The organism is Devosia sp. (assembly GCF_014860165.1).
Classification (GTDB): domain Bacteria; phylum Pseudomonadota; class Alphaproteobacteria; order Rhizobiales; family Devosiaceae; genus Devosia.
Genome location: NZ_JACZKG010000018.1, coordinates 87736 through 102534 on the forward strand (window position 1 = coordinate 87736; position 14799 = coordinate 102534).

General features: G+C 63.6%; 16 protein-coding genes. 15 read left to right on the plus strand and 1 reads right to left on the minus strand.

The features are described 5' to 3' along the window. The first annotated feature begins 235 nt into the window (after nt 1-235). The 15 genes from IH615_RS05185 (at nt 236) to IH615_RS05255 (ending at nt 13937) form a co-directional block, all read left to right on the plus strand. Nucleotides 236-703: a GtrA family protein gene (locus tag IH615_RS05185; RefSeq protein ID WP_291360368.1), complete on the plus strand. Its 468-nt coding sequence runs from the start codon at nt 236-238 to the stop codon at nt 701-703. Continuing rightward, complete coding sequence (locus IH615_RS05190; protein WP_291360369.1) at nt 703-2184, plus strand: NAD(P)/FAD-dependent oxidoreductase; 1482 nt, start codon at nt 703-705, stop codon at nt 2182-2184. The genes IH615_RS05185 and IH615_RS05190 overlap by 1 nt, the downstream gene beginning before the upstream one ends. A 25-nt stretch (nt 2185-2209) precedes the next feature. After that, nucleotides 2210-3592, plus strand: a complete 1383-nt coding sequence (locus IH615_RS05195; RefSeq protein WP_291360370.1) for a hypothetical protein — start codon at nt 2210-2212, stop codon at nt 3590-3592. An 89-nt stretch (nt 3593-3681) separates the two neighbouring features. Further along, the gene (locus IH615_RS05200) at nt 3682-4719 is read left to right on the plus strand and encodes an acyltransferase family protein (RefSeq protein WP_291360372.1); all 1038 of its coding nucleotides are present in this window, start codon (nt 3682-3684) and stop codon (nt 4717-4719) included. Nucleotides 4720-4824: 105 nt separating this feature from the next. Beyond that, complete coding sequence (gene purQ, locus IH615_RS05205) at nt 4825-5493, plus strand: phosphoribosylformylglycinamidine synthase subunit PurQ (RefSeq protein ID WP_291360374.1); 669 nt, start codon at nt 4825-4827, stop codon at nt 5491-5493. After that, nucleotides 5493-6146 carry a Pr6Pr family membrane protein gene (locus IH615_RS05210; protein WP_291360376.1) on the plus strand — a complete coding sequence of 218 codons (654 nt, stop codon included), beginning with the start codon at nt 5493-5495 and terminating at the stop codon, nt 6144-6146. The genes purQ and IH615_RS05210 overlap by 1 nt, the downstream gene beginning before the upstream one ends. Beyond that, nucleotides 6146-8380 carry a phosphoribosylformylglycinamidine synthase subunit PurL gene (gene purL / locus IH615_RS05215; protein WP_291360377.1) on the plus strand — a complete coding sequence of 745 codons (2235 nt, stop codon included), beginning with the start codon at nt 6146-6148 and terminating at the stop codon, nt 8378-8380. The genes IH615_RS05210 and purL overlap by 1 nt, the downstream gene beginning before the upstream one ends. Nucleotides 8381-8458: 78 nt before the next feature. After that, on the plus strand, nt 8459-9022 hold the full coding sequence (locus tag IH615_RS05220) for a hypothetical protein (RefSeq protein ID WP_291360379.1): 564 nt from the start codon (nt 8459-8461) through the stop codon (nt 9020-9022). A gap of 90 nt (nt 9023-9112) precedes the next feature. Next, a complete protein-coding gene (locus IH615_RS05225; protein WP_291360381.1) occupies nt 9113-9346 on the plus strand; it encodes a BolA family protein in 234 nt (77 codons plus the stop codon). A 3-nt stretch (nt 9347-9349) separates the two neighbouring features. After that, nucleotides 9350-9670 (plus strand): DUF6665 family protein, encoded by a 321-nt coding sequence (locus tag IH615_RS05230; protein WP_291360382.1) that lies wholly within the window; start codon nt 9350-9352, stop codon nt 9668-9670. Then, a complete protein-coding gene (locus IH615_RS05235; RefSeq protein WP_291360384.1) occupies nt 9671-10066 on the plus strand; it encodes an HIT domain-containing protein in 396 nt (131 codons plus the stop codon). Next, the gene (locus IH615_RS05240) at nt 10048-10692 is read left to right on the plus strand and encodes an HAD family hydrolase (RefSeq protein ID WP_291360386.1); all 645 of its coding nucleotides are present in this window, start codon (nt 10048-10050) and stop codon (nt 10690-10692) included. Before IH615_RS05235 ends, IH615_RS05240 begins: the two co-directional genes overlap by 19 nt. A gap of 122 nt (nt 10693-10814) precedes the next feature. Beyond that, complete coding sequence (gene grxD, locus IH615_RS05245) at nt 10815-11150, plus strand: Grx4 family monothiol glutaredoxin (protein WP_291360387.1); 336 nt, start codon at nt 10815-10817, stop codon at nt 11148-11150. Nucleotides 11151-11325: 175 nt separating this feature from the next. Then, the gene (locus IH615_RS05250; protein WP_291360389.1) at nt 11326-12543 is read left to right on the plus strand and encodes an MFS transporter; all 1218 of its coding nucleotides are present in this window, start codon (nt 11326-11328) and stop codon (nt 12541-12543) included. A gap of 44 nt (nt 12544-12587) precedes the next feature. Beyond that, nucleotides 12588-13937 (plus strand): multidrug effflux MFS transporter, encoded by a 1350-nt coding sequence (locus tag IH615_RS05255; RefSeq protein ID WP_366484797.1) that lies wholly within the window; start codon nt 12588-12590, stop codon nt 13935-13937. A gap of 120 nt (nt 13938-14057) precedes the next feature. Here IH615_RS05255 and IH615_RS05260 read toward each other — a convergent pair whose 3' ends face one another. Beyond that, nucleotides 14058-14687 (minus strand): ATP-dependent Clp protease proteolytic subunit, encoded by a 630-nt coding sequence (locus tag IH615_RS05260; RefSeq protein WP_291360390.1) that lies wholly within the window; start codon nt 14685-14687, stop codon nt 14058-14060. Nucleotides 14688-14799: the final 112 nt, after the last annotated feature.

A 14799-nucleotide genomic window follows, 5' to 3' on the forward strand; every position in this document is an offset into this window, starting at 1 on the left:
CCTTGGCGCAGGACCATTTTGCCATGCTCAAAACCATCTCGCTCTCGGTCATGTTCTTCGCCACGCTCGGCCTGCTCTTCGCGGCCTATGCCTCGGTCCCGGTCTAGCTAGAACTGGCATTCGGCAGCACGGTTTTCCGCGCTCGCCCGACAATCGAAAATGACCATTTGTTAAGCCGTTGCGGGCTAGATTCGTCTGGAAGAACAGTTCCTTCTCGAATCTCCCGGCGGTTCTCTTGGTTTCATTTGCGCGATACCTGCTGACCGCCGGAACGGCCACATTCGTCGACGTGGCTATTGTGCAAACCCTGCTATCGTTTGCGCTGCTGCAGCAACCGGTCTTCTTCACACTGACCGTCGCCATGGGCGCCTTTGCCGGAATGAGCGTCAACTTCGCGCTCTCCCGTCGCTTCGTGTTCACGCTCGATATGCGCCCTGCCCACCGGCAGTTCGCCAGTTTTGTCCTGGTTTCGGTGACCACCCTGGCGCTTCGTCTGTGCGTTGCCTATGCGCTCATGGCGCTGTTCGCCCTGCCATTCATGGCCTGGATTGGCGCCCTCCCCATCGATGCGCCGGCCGAACGTCTCGCCCATCTGGGCGCCGTGGGCCTCGTCACGGTCTATTCGTTCCTTGCCCACAAGCATGTGTCGTTTGCGGGCGGCTTTCTCTCCCGGCTTTCCAGCCGCAGCACGGTGGTCCCCTGATGCATGTCGAAACTCTCATCATCGGTGCAGGCCCCGCAGGCCTGACGACCGCCTACGAGCTCACCAAGGCCGGCCGCAGCGTCGCCATCGTCGAGCGCGATCCCGTCTATGTCGGCGGCATTTCGCGCACCGTGAACTACAAGGGCTACCGCTTCGACATTGGCGGCCACCGCTTCTTTTCCAAGAGCGCCGAGGTCGAGGCCTGGTGGACCGAGATCATGGGCGACGAGATGCTGCAGCGCCCGCGCTCGAGCCGCATCTACTACAATGGCAAGCTGTTCGATTACCCGCTTCGCGCCGGCGACGCACTGGCCAAGCTCGGCCCAGTCGAGGCCCTGCGCTGCGTCATCTCCTATGGCTGGGCCCAGGCCCGGCCCTATCGCAAGGTCGTCAGCTTCGAGCAGTGGGTGGTCAACAATTTCGGTCGCCGGCTGTTCGAAATCTTCTTCAAGACCTACACCGAAAAAGTGTGGGGCATGGATTGCTCGGAGATCTCGGCCGACTGGGCTGCCCAGCGCATCAAGGGTCTCAATCTCTACCAGGCCATCATCTCGAGCTTCGGCATCGGCAGCAAGCCCAGGGATGGCGGCGTCATCAAGACGCTGATCAACAGCTTCCGCTATCCCCGTCTCGGCCCCGGCCAGATGTGGGAGCGCGCCCGCGACAAGGTCGTCGCTCAAGGCGGCACCATGATGATGGGGTCCACCGTCACAGCAATCAGCCAGCATGCTGAGAGCGGCAAGTGGATCGCCATCGTCACCGATGCCAACGGCAGGGAAACCAAGGTCACCGCCGACCACCTGGTCTCGACCGCCGCTATAAACGAGCTCGTGCGCATGCTGGGCGCCGACAAGGACCGGGCCGTCGCGGCGGCCACCGCAGGCCTGCGCTATCGCGATTTCCTGATCATCGGGCTGATCACCCGCGGCAAGGAGAGCTTTGATGACAACTGGATCTACATCCACGATCCCAGCGTCAAAGTCGGCCGCATCCAGAATTTCAAGTCGTGGTCGCCCGATATGGTGCCTGACCCCGACACGGCCTGCTACGGCATGGAATATTTCTGTAATGCTGGCGACGACACCTGGGACATGGCCGACGCCGACCTGATCGCGCGCGCCAAATTCGAGATCGGCAAGCTGGGCCTGGCCCGGCCCGAAGACATTATCGACGGCTCCGTCGTCCGGCAGCCCAAGGCCTACCCGGTCTATGACGACACCTACAAGATCAATGTCGATACCATCACCGAGGGCCTTGAGGAGCAGTTCTCGAACCTCCACCTCGCCGGCCGCAACGGCATGCACAAATATAACAATCAGGACCACGCCATGATGACCGGCATCCTGACTGCCAAGAACATCATCGCTGGGACACGCGCCTTCGACGTGTGGACCGTCAATGAAGACGCCGAGTATCACGAAGGCGGCGAAGCTGGTGTCGACAAGATCGAAGAGCGCCTTGTTCCCCGCCGCGTCGCCTGAGGCCCTGCCCGCCGAGGGGACCACCATGCGCGCGGAGACGATGGCATCGCTCGCCGTCGTGCTGGCCTATACCGCGCTGCAGATCGTGCTGTTCGCCGCTCACGACCCGTGGCTGGACGAGGGGCAGGCCTGGCTTTGGGCCACCACCATCTCGAGCCCCATCGATTTCCTCATCATCCCGAGCGAGGGCCATCCCCCACTGTGGTACTGGCTGCTGCGCCTGCTGTCGTTCTTCCTCGACTTCAACCAGGCCCGCACGATCGGCCTGGCGATCTCCATCGCCAATGCCTTCCTGCTGTGGCGCCTGATCGGCCGTGACGCCACCATCCTGTTCGTCATGCTGGCCAGTTTCGTGCTGCTGCAGTTCTGGGGCTACCACTTCCGCCCCTATAACATCGTCTTTTCCTGCATTCTGGGCGCCCTGCTGCTTGATCGCGAAGGCAAGGGCGTTGCGGCGACCTGGCTGCTGGCGCTGGCCTGCGGCTTCCATTTCTTCTCGGGCCTGCTGTTCGCCTTCTGGCTGGTCTATCAGCGCAGCAAGGGCACTGCCCTGCTGGCGCTGCTGGCCCCGTCCCTGCTGGCCCTGGCCTTCGGCGCATCGGCCGTGCTGTCGGGCCTGGGCAACACCACAATTGGTCCCTCCACCCCCGACCTGTTCGTCGGCATCGTGCACAATCTCTCCTGGATCGGCATGATCGGGCCACTGCGCGGACCCGTGCTCGCCGTGGCGACACTGACGGCCATCATCATCGCCTTTCGCCGGGAGCCGCTGATCCTGGGCACAGTGCTCGCGCTGCTGCTGGCATTTTCCATTGCCACGGCCGCAATCTATGGCAAGGCCCCGTGGCACTCCGCCTTCATGACCATGCTTTGCTTCATGGCCGTCATGGTCGTGGGCCTCAAGGGACGGCGCTGGCTACTGTTCGTGCTGTTGCTGCCGCAGGTGGCGATAGGGGTTGCCGGCGCCACGCAGCGCCTGTCCAAGCCGGTCTGGAGTGCGCCGGACCTCTATGCGGCGATCGTAGACGATGCCGGCGCCGACTTTGACCCTGCCCGGCAACTGGTGGCCTGGCCCGACCTCACCGGCATCGCGATTGCGGCCAAAGAAGACATAACCCTCGTCAGCGGCAATGATGGATCCCTGCTCGGTCCGATCAACTGGCGCGTGAGCAAGCCCCGCGCCATCGACCCGGCCCTGGCCGACCGCGAGACGCCCTATTGGCTGATCTGCGGCAAGAGCTGCAGCCATATCGTGGCCTATCTGGGCGACCACGGGTTCACCTCTGCTCTGCTCGCCCACAAGGTCAATATCGACAACGGCAAGTTCTCTGCCTACCGGATCGAACAGGCCCGTTATCCAATTACTTACCGCTCAGGCAATTTCCCGCCGCCGGCGGGGCCCCGTTAGGCACCCGCCAGCGCCGTCCATTGTATGCTCGCCCCAAACTGGGAGTGCGGGACATGGTGGGATCGGGCGGGCGTCTTGGATGGGTGGATATGGCCAAGGGCCTGTCCATCTTTCTCGTGGTCATGATGTATGCGGCCTCGAGCGTGGGCGAGGACACCGGCGGCGTGGGCGCCCTGCACTGGGCCATCGCCTTTGCCACGCCCTTCCGCATGCCTGAATTCTTCCTGATTTCGGGCCTGTTCCTGTCGCAGGTGATCGACCGCCCCTGGCGCGCCTACGCCGATCGCCGCATCGTGCACTATCTCTATTTCTACGTACTGTGGGCGCTGATCCACATCACCTTCAAGGTCGGCCTGCTGGCGACCGATCCGGTCGGCGCGCTCGAGCAGATCGTCTGGGCGGTGATCCAGCCCTATGGCGTGCTCTGGTTCATCTACATGCTGGCGGTGGTCGGCACGGTGACCAAGCTACTGCACAGCCTGCGCGCGCCCGTCTGGGCAGTGTTTGGCGTCGCCGCCATCCTCCAAATGGCACCCATTCACACCGGCAGCTACCTGATCGATCAGTTTGCCGAGTATTTGGTGTTCTTCTACGCCGGCTACATTATGGCGCCGGTGCTGTTCCGACTGGCCGACTGGGCCGGCGACAACGTCGCGCTGGCAGGGGTTGGGCTGCTGATCTGGGCTATACTCAACGCGGCCCTGGTTTTCTCGCCCGGCTTTGCCATGCACCCGATCCATCCGGTCATGGGCTATGCGGGCTGGCCGGGGATCCACCTGGTCCTGGCGCTGGCAGGTACTGCAGCGCTCTGCGTCATCGCCGCCTTGCTCACCCGCCTGACCTTCATGAACTGGCTGCGCTGGCTGGGAAGCAAGTCGCTGATCATCTATGTGGCTTTCGTGCTGCCCATGGGCGTTTCCCGCACGCTGCTGATCAGGCTGGGCGTGGACGACCCCACCGTGCTCAGCCTTGCCATCATGGCGATCTCCATCATGTCGCCGCTGGTGCTCTACTGGATCGTGCTGCGCACCGGCTTTGGCCACTTCCTGTTCGAGCGCCCGGCCTGGGCCCACCTGCCCGGCACGGCGAAATCGCCGGCACGGGCGGTCGCAACGCCGGCCGAATAGTCGCGAAACTCGCTTGCCTGGGCCGGGATATGCAATCCCGGCCCTTGCCTTTTCCGCCAAGACTCATCACAAGGGCCTCGCACCCCCCATAGCGAGGACCAGCCGATGAAATCCGCAGTCATCGTCTTCCCCGGACTCAATCGCGACCGCGACATGATCGCGGCGCTGACCAAGGTTTCCGGTACCGCCCCGGCTATCGTCTGGCATCAGGATGCCGACCTGCCCGATGTCGATCTCGCCGTCATCCCGGGCGGCTTTTCCTATGGCGATTACCTGCGCTGCGGCGCCATCGCGGCACGTTCGCCGATCATGGACAAGGTCCGCGCCCATGCCGCCCGCGGCGGCAAGGTGCTCGGTGTCTGCAACGGCTTCCAGATCCTCATCGAGGCAGGCCTGCTGCCCGGCGCGCTGATGCGCAACATGAGCCTCAAATTCGTCTGCCGCGAGGTCAAGCTCGAAGTCGTCAACGCCGATACCGACTTCACCCGCGGCTACAGCAAGGGCCAGATCATCCGCTGCCCCGTGGCCCATCATGACGGCAACTATTTCGCCGATGCCGAGACCATCGCGCGGCTCGAGGGCAACGGCCAGGTGGCTTTCCGCTACGCCGAGGGCACCAATCCCAACGGCTCGATCAACGACATTGCCGGCATCTTCAACGAGCAGAAAAACGTCCTCGGCCTGATGCCTCATCCCGAAAACCTGATCGAAGCCGCCCATGGCGGCGATGACGGGCGGGCGCTGTTCACCGGCCTTCTGGGCAATGCCGCCTGATGAGCGCGCGCGCGCCCGTTGACCCACGCAAGCTGCTCACCTGGCTTGGGCTGTTCTTCGGCGCCGCCGGACTCGTGCTGCAATTCTGGCTCTCGATGCAGCTGGCCTTTGCCAATGGCCGCGACTGGCCGGGCTTTCTCGGCCATTTCTTCGCCTTCTACACCATCCTCAGCAACGTCATCCTGGTGCTGATCTACCTCTCCGAAGTGCTGCCCACGCCCCGCCTGGCGCTGTTCCGGCGCCCGGTCGTGCGCGGCATGATGGTGGCCAATATTGCGCTCGTCGCGCTCTACGTCTATTTCGTGCTGCGCCATCTCAATGCGCTGGAAGGCCTCAACCAGCTGGCCGATACGATCCTGCACTATCTGTGCCCCACGCTCTATCTGCTGTGGTGGCTGGTGGCCCAGCCGCGCGGCACCCTGCGCTGGGTCGACCTGCCCGCCATGCTGCTGCCCACGCTGGTCTATTTTATCTACATCATGGCGCGCGGTGTCTGGGTGCAGCAGTACCCCTATCCCACCCTCAATGCGGTGGAGCTCGGCTATCCGCAAGTCCTGCTCAATGCGGTCTATATGGCCGCCGGGCTGGGTGCTCTCTGCGCCATCGTTATCGCGCTCGACGGGCTGCTGGCCCGCCAATTCCGGACAATATGATGACCATCCCCAACGACATCCGCATCACCCCCGAGCTGGTTGCCGACCATGGCCTCAAGCCGGACGAATACCAGAAGATTCTCGATTTGATCGGGCGCGAGCCGACCTATACCGAGCTGGGTATCTTCTCGGCGATGTGGAACGAGCATTGCTCGTACAAGTCGTCCAAGAAGTGGCTCAAGACCCTGCCCACAACGGGACCGCGGGTCATCCAGGGCCCGGGCGAAAATGCCGGCGTGGTTGATATCGGTGACGGCCAGGCCGTGGTCTTCAAGATGGAGTCGCATAACCATCCAAGCTTCATCGAACCCTATCAGGGTGCGGCGACCGGCGTCGGCGGCATCCTGCGCGACGTCTTCACCATGGGCGCGCGGCCGGTAGCGGCGATGAATGCGCTGCGCTTCGGTTCACCCGACCATGAAAAGACCCGCCACCTGGTCTCCGGCGTCGTGGCCGGCGTCGGCGGCTATGGCAATGCTTTTGGCGTGCCCACCGTGGGCGGCGAAGTCGAGTTCGACGAGCGCTATAACGGCAATATCCTGGTCAACGCCTTTGCCGCCGGCCTCGCCGATACCGACAAGATTTTCTACTCCAAGGCCGAAGGTGTTGGTCTTCCCGTGGTCTATCTCGGCGCCAAGACCGGCCGTGATGGCGTGGGCGGCGCCACCATGGCCTCGGCCGAGTTCGGCGACGATATCGAGGAGAAGCGCCCCACCGTGCAGGTCGGCGACCCCTTCACCGAGAAGCGCCTGCTCGAGGCCTGCCTCGAGCTGATGCAGACGGGCGCCGTCATCGCCATCCAGGATATGGGTGCGGCTGGCCTCACCTGCTCGGCCGTCGAAATGGGCGCCAAGGGTGACCTCGGCATCGAGCTCGACCTCGACAAGGTGCCGGTGCGCGAGGAGCGCATGACGCCCTATGAGATGATGCTGAGCGAAAGCCAGGAGCGCATGCTCATGGTGCTGCATCCCGAAAAGGAAGCCGCCGCTCGCGCCGTGTTCGAGAAGTGGGAACTCGATTTCGCCACCGTCGGCGTGACGACTGACGACCTGCGCTTCCGCGTACTCTGGCAGGGCGACGAAGTCGCCAACCTGCCCATCAAGGAACTCGGGGACGAAGCGCCCGAATACGATCGCCCCTGGGTCGAGCCGAAAGTGCCCACCCCCCTTGCCGCCGACGATATACCGCAGATGGACGTGGCCGATGCCCTGCTCAAGCTCATGGGCGGCCACCAGGTGTCGTCGCGCCGCTGGGTCTACGAGCAGTATGACACGCTGATCCAGGGCAATTCGCTGCAGCGTCCCGGTGGCGATGCCGGCGTTATCCGCGTCGAAGGGCATCCGACCAAGGGGCTCGCCTTCTCGTCCGACGTCACGCCACGCTATTGCGAAGCCGACCCCTATGAGGGCGGCAAGCAGGCGGTGGCGGAATGCTGGCGTAACCTGACGGCTACCGGTGCCGAACCACTGGCCGCCACCGACAACCTCAATTTCGGCAACCCCGAACGCCCCGAAATCATGGGCCAACTCGTCCATGCCATCAGGGGCATCGGCGAGGCCTGCCTGGCACTGGATTTCCCCATCGTCTCGGGCAATGTCTCGCTCTACAACGAAACCAATGGCCGCGGCATCCTGCCGACCCCGACCATTGGCGGCGTCGGCCTGCTGCCTGACTGGAGCCAGATGGCCCGTATCGGCTTCGCCGCCGCCGGCCAGGTTATCCTGCTGGTCGGGGCTCCACCCGCACGCGGCACCCATCTTGGCCAATCGATCTACCTGCGCGACCTCTTCGGCCGCAAGGATGGTCCGGCCCCCCATGTTGACCTTGCCCATGAGCGGCGTACCGGCGATTTTGTGCGCAAGCTGATCCGCTCTGGCGTCGTTACCGCCTGCCACGATCTGTCCGATGGGGGCCTCGCCGTCGGCCTGGCAGAGATGGCCGTTGCCTCGGGCATTGGCGCCACCGTCGTCGACATCAACGACCACGATCCAATCCTGCAATATTTTGGGGAAGACCAGGGCCGTTACCTGGTGACACTCAATCTGGACCCGCAGGGCGAAGAACTGACGGCACTGTGGCGCGATGCCGAGGCCCTTGGGATTTTCGCCCCCTGGATCGGCACCACCGGCGGCAGCGACCTGGTTCTGGGCGAAGCACGAGCCATCCCGGTGGCCGCACTCAAGGCCGCCCATGAGGGCTGGTTCCCCAACTACATGGACGGCAAGGCTGCATAATCGATCCATCTGCCTTATGATCGCCGCTCTTTGGAGTGTTCTGGCCCCCAAGGGCGGCGTCATTTTGTGGAGACTATCATGAGACTTGGACCGGCCACCGTCGGCATACTGGCCCTTTCACTCAGCTTGCTGCCCATGGCTGTGCTGGCCCAGGAAGCTGGCGTCAGCGGCTCTCCACTCCCTGACCAGCCCTATACCCTGTTCTATCCGGACGTGATGGTCACGTCAGGCGAGCCGGGCGGCCCGTTGACGATCAACCACCCGACTCTGCCGCTGCAATGCGTATTGACCGTGGTGCCCGTCGACGACAGCGGCTGGACCGCCGAAGGCGCCCTGGCGGCGCTCGATGCGGCCGCAGTCGCCACCGGTTGGAGCGATACGTTTCCAGGCTTCACGCTCGGCGCGAGCAGCGTCACCAGCTATCAGAGCAATCCGGCGCTGCAATATGAGGGGACCAGCACCGGCTCCGATCAGGGCGGCCCCATCACGCTCGTCCATACCGAGACCGTCAATGCCGGCAACGGCTACACCCTCGATTGCTTCTACGCGACCGAAATGGCGGCCGAGGCCCGGCCGATTGTCGATTCCATCATCGCCAATTTCTCCACCGAGCAGGACGCCCAGCCGGTCGTGACGCCCTGATCGGGTGCCTGCGATATTGAAGGCTCCCTACCCCCATGCCATATCATTGCTGTGGTCGGCAGTTCGCCGGCCTTAGCAAGGAGTCGCCTCATGCCCATGGATGCCAGCGAAATCGAGCGCCGGATCAAGGCGGCTATCCCTGATGCCGATATCGAGATTCGCGACCTTGCCGGGGACGGCGACCACTGGGCCGCCACGGTGAAATCCGAGCAGTTCCGCGGCAAGACCCGCGTGCAGCAGCACAAGCTGGTCTATGACGCCCTGCAGGGCGACATGGGCGGCGCCCTTCACGCACTGGCGCTGCAAACGGTCACCCCGGACTGATTGATGTCCCTGCGCGACTCGCTCGACCTGATCCGCACGGTCCGTCCGGACGCCGGCACCGCCGCCCTCGAACACGAGATCATGGCCGAGCGGGCGTCTTCGCTCGGAGCCGCCGAGCAGCGCGTGGTCAGGGCCGTCGCGGCGCTCGCGGCAGCAGAGAACGATCGGGATGACCGCCTGAGCGAGGCGCGCAAGGTGGTCTGGGAATATTTCGTACAGCGCGAACTGGTCGGCTTCCGCAGGCATAACGACGTGATTCAGGAACTGAGCATTCCCCGCGAAGTGCTTGTCGGCCTTGGCGCAATGACGGCCAGGCGGAAATAGATGATGGACGTGGAACCCGGCTGTCGCTTCTGCCTTGCCAATGCGCTGCTGGTGGACACGCCCATCCTCGATACCGAGCACTTCTATATGCTGGGTAGCATTGATCCGATGGTGCCGGTGGCCGGCATGCTCATCCCCAAGCGGCACAGCGACGACCCGTTCGGCCTGTCGCCTGTCGAATGGGCCGATTTCGGCAATGCCCTGGCGGCAGCCAAGGCACATTTTGCGGCCAGGAAGCCCGACGGATTTACGCTAGGCTGGAATGTGGGAGCCGTCGCAGGCCAGCACGACTTTCATGCCCATCTGCACGTCATTCCCCGCTTCAGGGGCGAGCCGAATGAGGGCGTCGGCATCCGCCGGGTGCTGCGGACGCAGTCATGGGCCGCAAACGCATGACCCGCGCCGTATTCTTCGATGTCGATGGCGTGCTCGTGCATGGCTACCACGCCAACCCGGCTCGCGTCCGGGCCTGGGACGCCAACCTGCTGGCCGATACCGGCGTCGATCCTGAGCGCTTCCGGCAGGAATTCATCTTCGACATCTTTGTGAAAAAGGTCATCATCGGCGAGACGGCACTGATCGACGCCTTGGAGCGCCGCCTGCCGTCACTGGGCTACAGGGGTTCGCCCATGGCCTTCGCCCATTACTGGCTGACCCAGGACAGCGTGCTCAACCAGGACCTGCTCGCCGTCATTCGGCGCCTCAAGGGCCGCAGCGATCTCAAGCTCTTTATCGCCACCAATCAGGAGCATCTCCGGGCCAATAGGCTCTGGAGCCATATGGGCCTGTCCGAGCTGTTCGAGGATATCTTCTACGCCGCTCGCATCGGTGCACAGAAGCCGGACCCCAGATTCTTCGATTTCATCGAGCACCGCATCGGCAAACAGGACGAGCCGCCGCTGTTCTTCGATGACTCGCCCAAGGTCGTCGACGGCGCGCGCCGTCATGGCTGGGAAGCGGTGCAATTCGATAGCGTCGAGGACTGCACAAACCATCCCTGGATCGCTGAGCGCCTGGCGTGACCACCCGCTGACGCAGGAATGATCGGCTATCGCCGATGGTGGCCTCGACAGCGCCCGACTCCTGTCCTATTTAAGGGCAACAGCAAGCGGCCCTTGACCCCGCCTATCGAAAGGTTTTTGCCATGACCGACATCAATGCGTTCATCGACGACAAGGTGAAGAACAACGACGTGTTCCTTTTCATGAAGGGGTCGCCGGACTTTCCGCAGTGTGGCTTCTCCGGGCAGGTCGTGCAGATCCTGAACTACCTGGGCCTCGAATATGGCAGCGCCAATGTGCTCGAGAGCGCCGAATTGCGTGATGGCATCAAGGCTTACACCAACTGGCCGACCATCCCGCAGCTCTATGTGAAGGGCGAATTCATCGGCGGCGCCGATATCGTGCGCGAGATGTTCCAGGCCGGCGAACTGCAGTCGCACCTGCAGAATGCCGGCATCCCGGTCAAGCAGACCGCCTGATTTCTTGCAGATTTCTTGTGTTTCGCCGGGCCTCGTGCCCGGCGTTGCTGTTTGTCAGGCCCCTATGCCGAAGGCCTGAGGCATCACGGGATTTGATGCCTGTCATTCAGCAATATCGCTTTCCGTGATGAAATCGCGGGCGTAGATAGAATATCCACCTCGCGGATATTCCCCCATGAACACGTCCACGCTTCGCCCCGCAGTCCCCCTGCTCGTGTTGATCATTGCCGGCTGCATTATCGCCGCCATCGGCAATGGCGTCCGAACCAGCTTCGGGCTGTTCACCCTGCCCATGACGGCCGATCTCGGCCTCACGCGTGAGCAATGGGGCATGGCCATGGCCATCCAGAACCTGGCCTGGGGCATTGCGCAGCCCTTCGCCGGCGCATTCGCCGACCGTATCGGCACCGGCCGGACCGTGGCGGCGGGCGCTGCGCTCTATGGGCTGGGCGTGCTGGGCATGGCCTTTTCGCCCGATGCGGGGCTGATCACCCTGACGGCCGGTGTCATCACCGGCGTCGGCATTGCCGTCTGTTCCTTCTCGGTGGTGATGGCCGCCTTCGGCCGCTCGGTGCCTATGGAGAAGCGCTCCCTGATCTTCGGCGTCGCCACCGCCGCCTCGTCCTTCGGCCAGTTCGCCTTCGCGCCGATCAGCCAGGGCTTCATCAACGCCTTCGGCTGGCAATCGGCCCTGCTTTACCTGGCCATGGCCCTGCTGCTGATCATTCCGCTGAGCTACGCCCTGCGCGGCCGCACCGAGAACACATCGGGCCACGCCGACCTGCCCTTCATGGAGGCCTTGGCAAAGGCCTGGGGCCATGGCTCCTATCGCCTGCTGGTCATCGGCTTTTTCGTCTGCGGCTTCCACCTCGCCTTCATCAACGTCCACATGCCGGCCTATCTGGTGCAATGCGGGCTGTCGCCAGAAGTGGGCTCCTGGACCATCGCCGTCATTGGCCTGTTCAACATTGTCGGTTCGCTCCTGGCCGGCTATCTCGGCGGCCGGCTGCCCAAGCAGATGCTGCTGGCGACCATTTACTTCCTGCGCGCCGTGGCGATCGGCCTGTTCCTGCTGATCCCGGTCAGCGAGGTGACGGCCTATGCCTTTGCCGCGGCCATGGGGCTGCTGTGGCTCTCCACCGTGCCGCTGACGGCCGGGCTGGTCAGCCTGTTCTTCGGCGCCCGCTATATGGGCATGCTCTATGGCGTGGCCTTCCTCAGCCACCAGATCGGCTCATTCGTCGGCGTCTGGCTGGGCGGTTTCGTCTATGACCAGACCGGCTCCTATAGCCTGGTCTGGTATATGGGCATCGCGCTGGGCCTGGCTTCGGCGGCGGTGCATATCCCGATCAACGAGCGCAGCGCCCCCAGCTTCGCGCTCAAGCCGGCCTGACCGTTCCCATCCGGCAGGAAGCATCGCTTCCTGCCGATCAATGCTTGCCAAAGCCGGCTCCGAAGTTCATGGTCCGCGCCATATTTCCGGCGCCGGCATTCTCTGGCGACTATTCCGAGATCAATTCCATGTCCGATCATTTCACGCGGGTTCTCTCGCGCCCTGAATTCATTGCGCTGATGGCCGCCCTGATGGCCATCAACGCCCTGGCCATCGACGTGATGCTGCCGGCCCTGCCCTATATGGGCGAAGCGCTGGGCGTCACCAGCGAGAACGAGCGCCAGTATGTCATTACCGCCTATATGCTCGGCATGGGCATTGCCGTGCTCGGCTTTGGCCCGCTGACCGACCGCTTCGGCCGTCGTGCGCCCCTGCTCGTGGGCATGGGCATCTACATCGTGGCCGCCGTCGCCGCCATCTTCGCACCCAGCTTCACCGTGCTGCTGGTGCTGCGCTTCATCCAGGGCATGGGCGCCGCCAGCGTGCGCGTGATCGCCACCGCCGTCGTCCGCGACCGCTATTCGGGCCGCGAAATGGCCGAGGTCATGTCGCTGACCTTCATGGTTTTCATGGCCATCCCCATCATCGCGCCGGGCATCGGCCAGGTTATCCTGCTGATGGGTGAGTGGCACAACATCTTCATTTTCATGGGGCTGCTAGCCGCTGTCTTCTGGCTGTGGACCTACATTCGCCTGCCGGAAACCCTGCCGGTGGCCGCTCGCCGTCCGCTCAGCTTCAAGGCAGTCGTGGACGGCTTCCTCATCGTCTTCACCAACCGGGTGGCCTTTTCCTATGGCCTGGCCGGCATGTTCCTGTTTGGCGCGCTGTTCGGCTTCATCAGTTCGTCCCAGCAGATCTATGTCGATATCTATGGCCTGGGCGTCTATTTCCCGGTGGCCTTCGCCGCCATGGCCGGGTTGATGGCCGTGTCGTCCTTCACCAATTCGCGCATCGTGCGCCGCATCGGCATGCGCCGGCTGTCGCATGGCGCCGTCCTGAGCTTTGCCGGCTTTTCCGCCGTCTGGCTCATCCTGGCCATGGTGGGTTTCCTGCCGCTCTGGCTGTTCTTCAGCCTGCTGGCGATCATCATGTTCAGCTTCGGCTGGTGCTCGTCCAATATGAACTCGCTCTCCATGGAGCCGCTCGGGGCGGTCGCTGGCACGGCGGCTTCCGTTTTCGGCTTCGTCCAGACGGTGGGCGGTGCAGTGCTGGGCAGTTATGTCGGCCAGCAGTTCGATGGCACCACTGTGCCGGCGGCGCTCGGCTACCTGGGATTCGGCGCACTGGCGCTGGTGTGCATTCTTGTGGCGGAAAAGGGTCGCCTTTTCGGGCTGGGCGAGCAGTATGCGCGCGCATCGTCGGAGACAGTGGCAGTAGCCGACGCGGGGCACTGAGGCTCTCTCCCCTCTCCCCTTGCGGGAGAGGGGACCCCTCTTCGGGTCGGGTGAGGGGGCCTGCCCCGCACACCTGCTCCAGTAAGGGCCCCCTCACCCGGCCTTCGGCCGACTTCTCCCCTAAGGGAGAGGTGAAGACGCCGCCCCCTCGATCTGGCCGCGGTCGTGATAGACGTGGTCGACCAGGCCCCAGTCGCGGGCCTGTTCGGGCGTCATGAAGTTGTCGCGCTCGAGCGCCTTTTCGACCTCTTCATAGGTCCGCCCGCAATGCTTGGCGTAGAGGTTATGCATGCGGCGCTTCAGCCGCAGGCTTTCCTCGGCATGCAGCATGATGTCGGTGACCTTGCCCTGGAAGCCGCCACTGGGCTGGTGCAGCATGATCGAGGCATTGGGCAGGCAGATGCGCATGCCCGGCTCGCCCGCCATCAGCAGGAATGAGCCGGCCGACATGGCCATGCCCATGCACAGCGTGCCCACCGGCGCCTTGATGAACTGCATCGTATCATACATGGCCATGGCCGAGGTCACGACGCCCCCGGGCGAGTTGATATAGAGGTAGATTTCCTTCTTCGGGTTTTCCGCCTCGAGGAACAGCAACTGGGCGCAGACCAGCGACGCCATGGCGTCCTCGACCTCGCCATTGACGAAGATGATCCGCTCGCGCAGCAGCCGGGAATAGATGTCGAAGGAGCGTTCGCCCCGGGTGGTTTGTTCGACGACCATAGGGACGAGTTGCATCATGTCGCGCATCGGCGATTCTCCTGTTGGTTGATTGGTGGTTGGGCGCAAGGCCGGCCGGCGATCGCACCGGCGCCACCCTCCCCCTTGTGGGGAGGGATCAAGGGTGGGGGTGGTTTGGCCC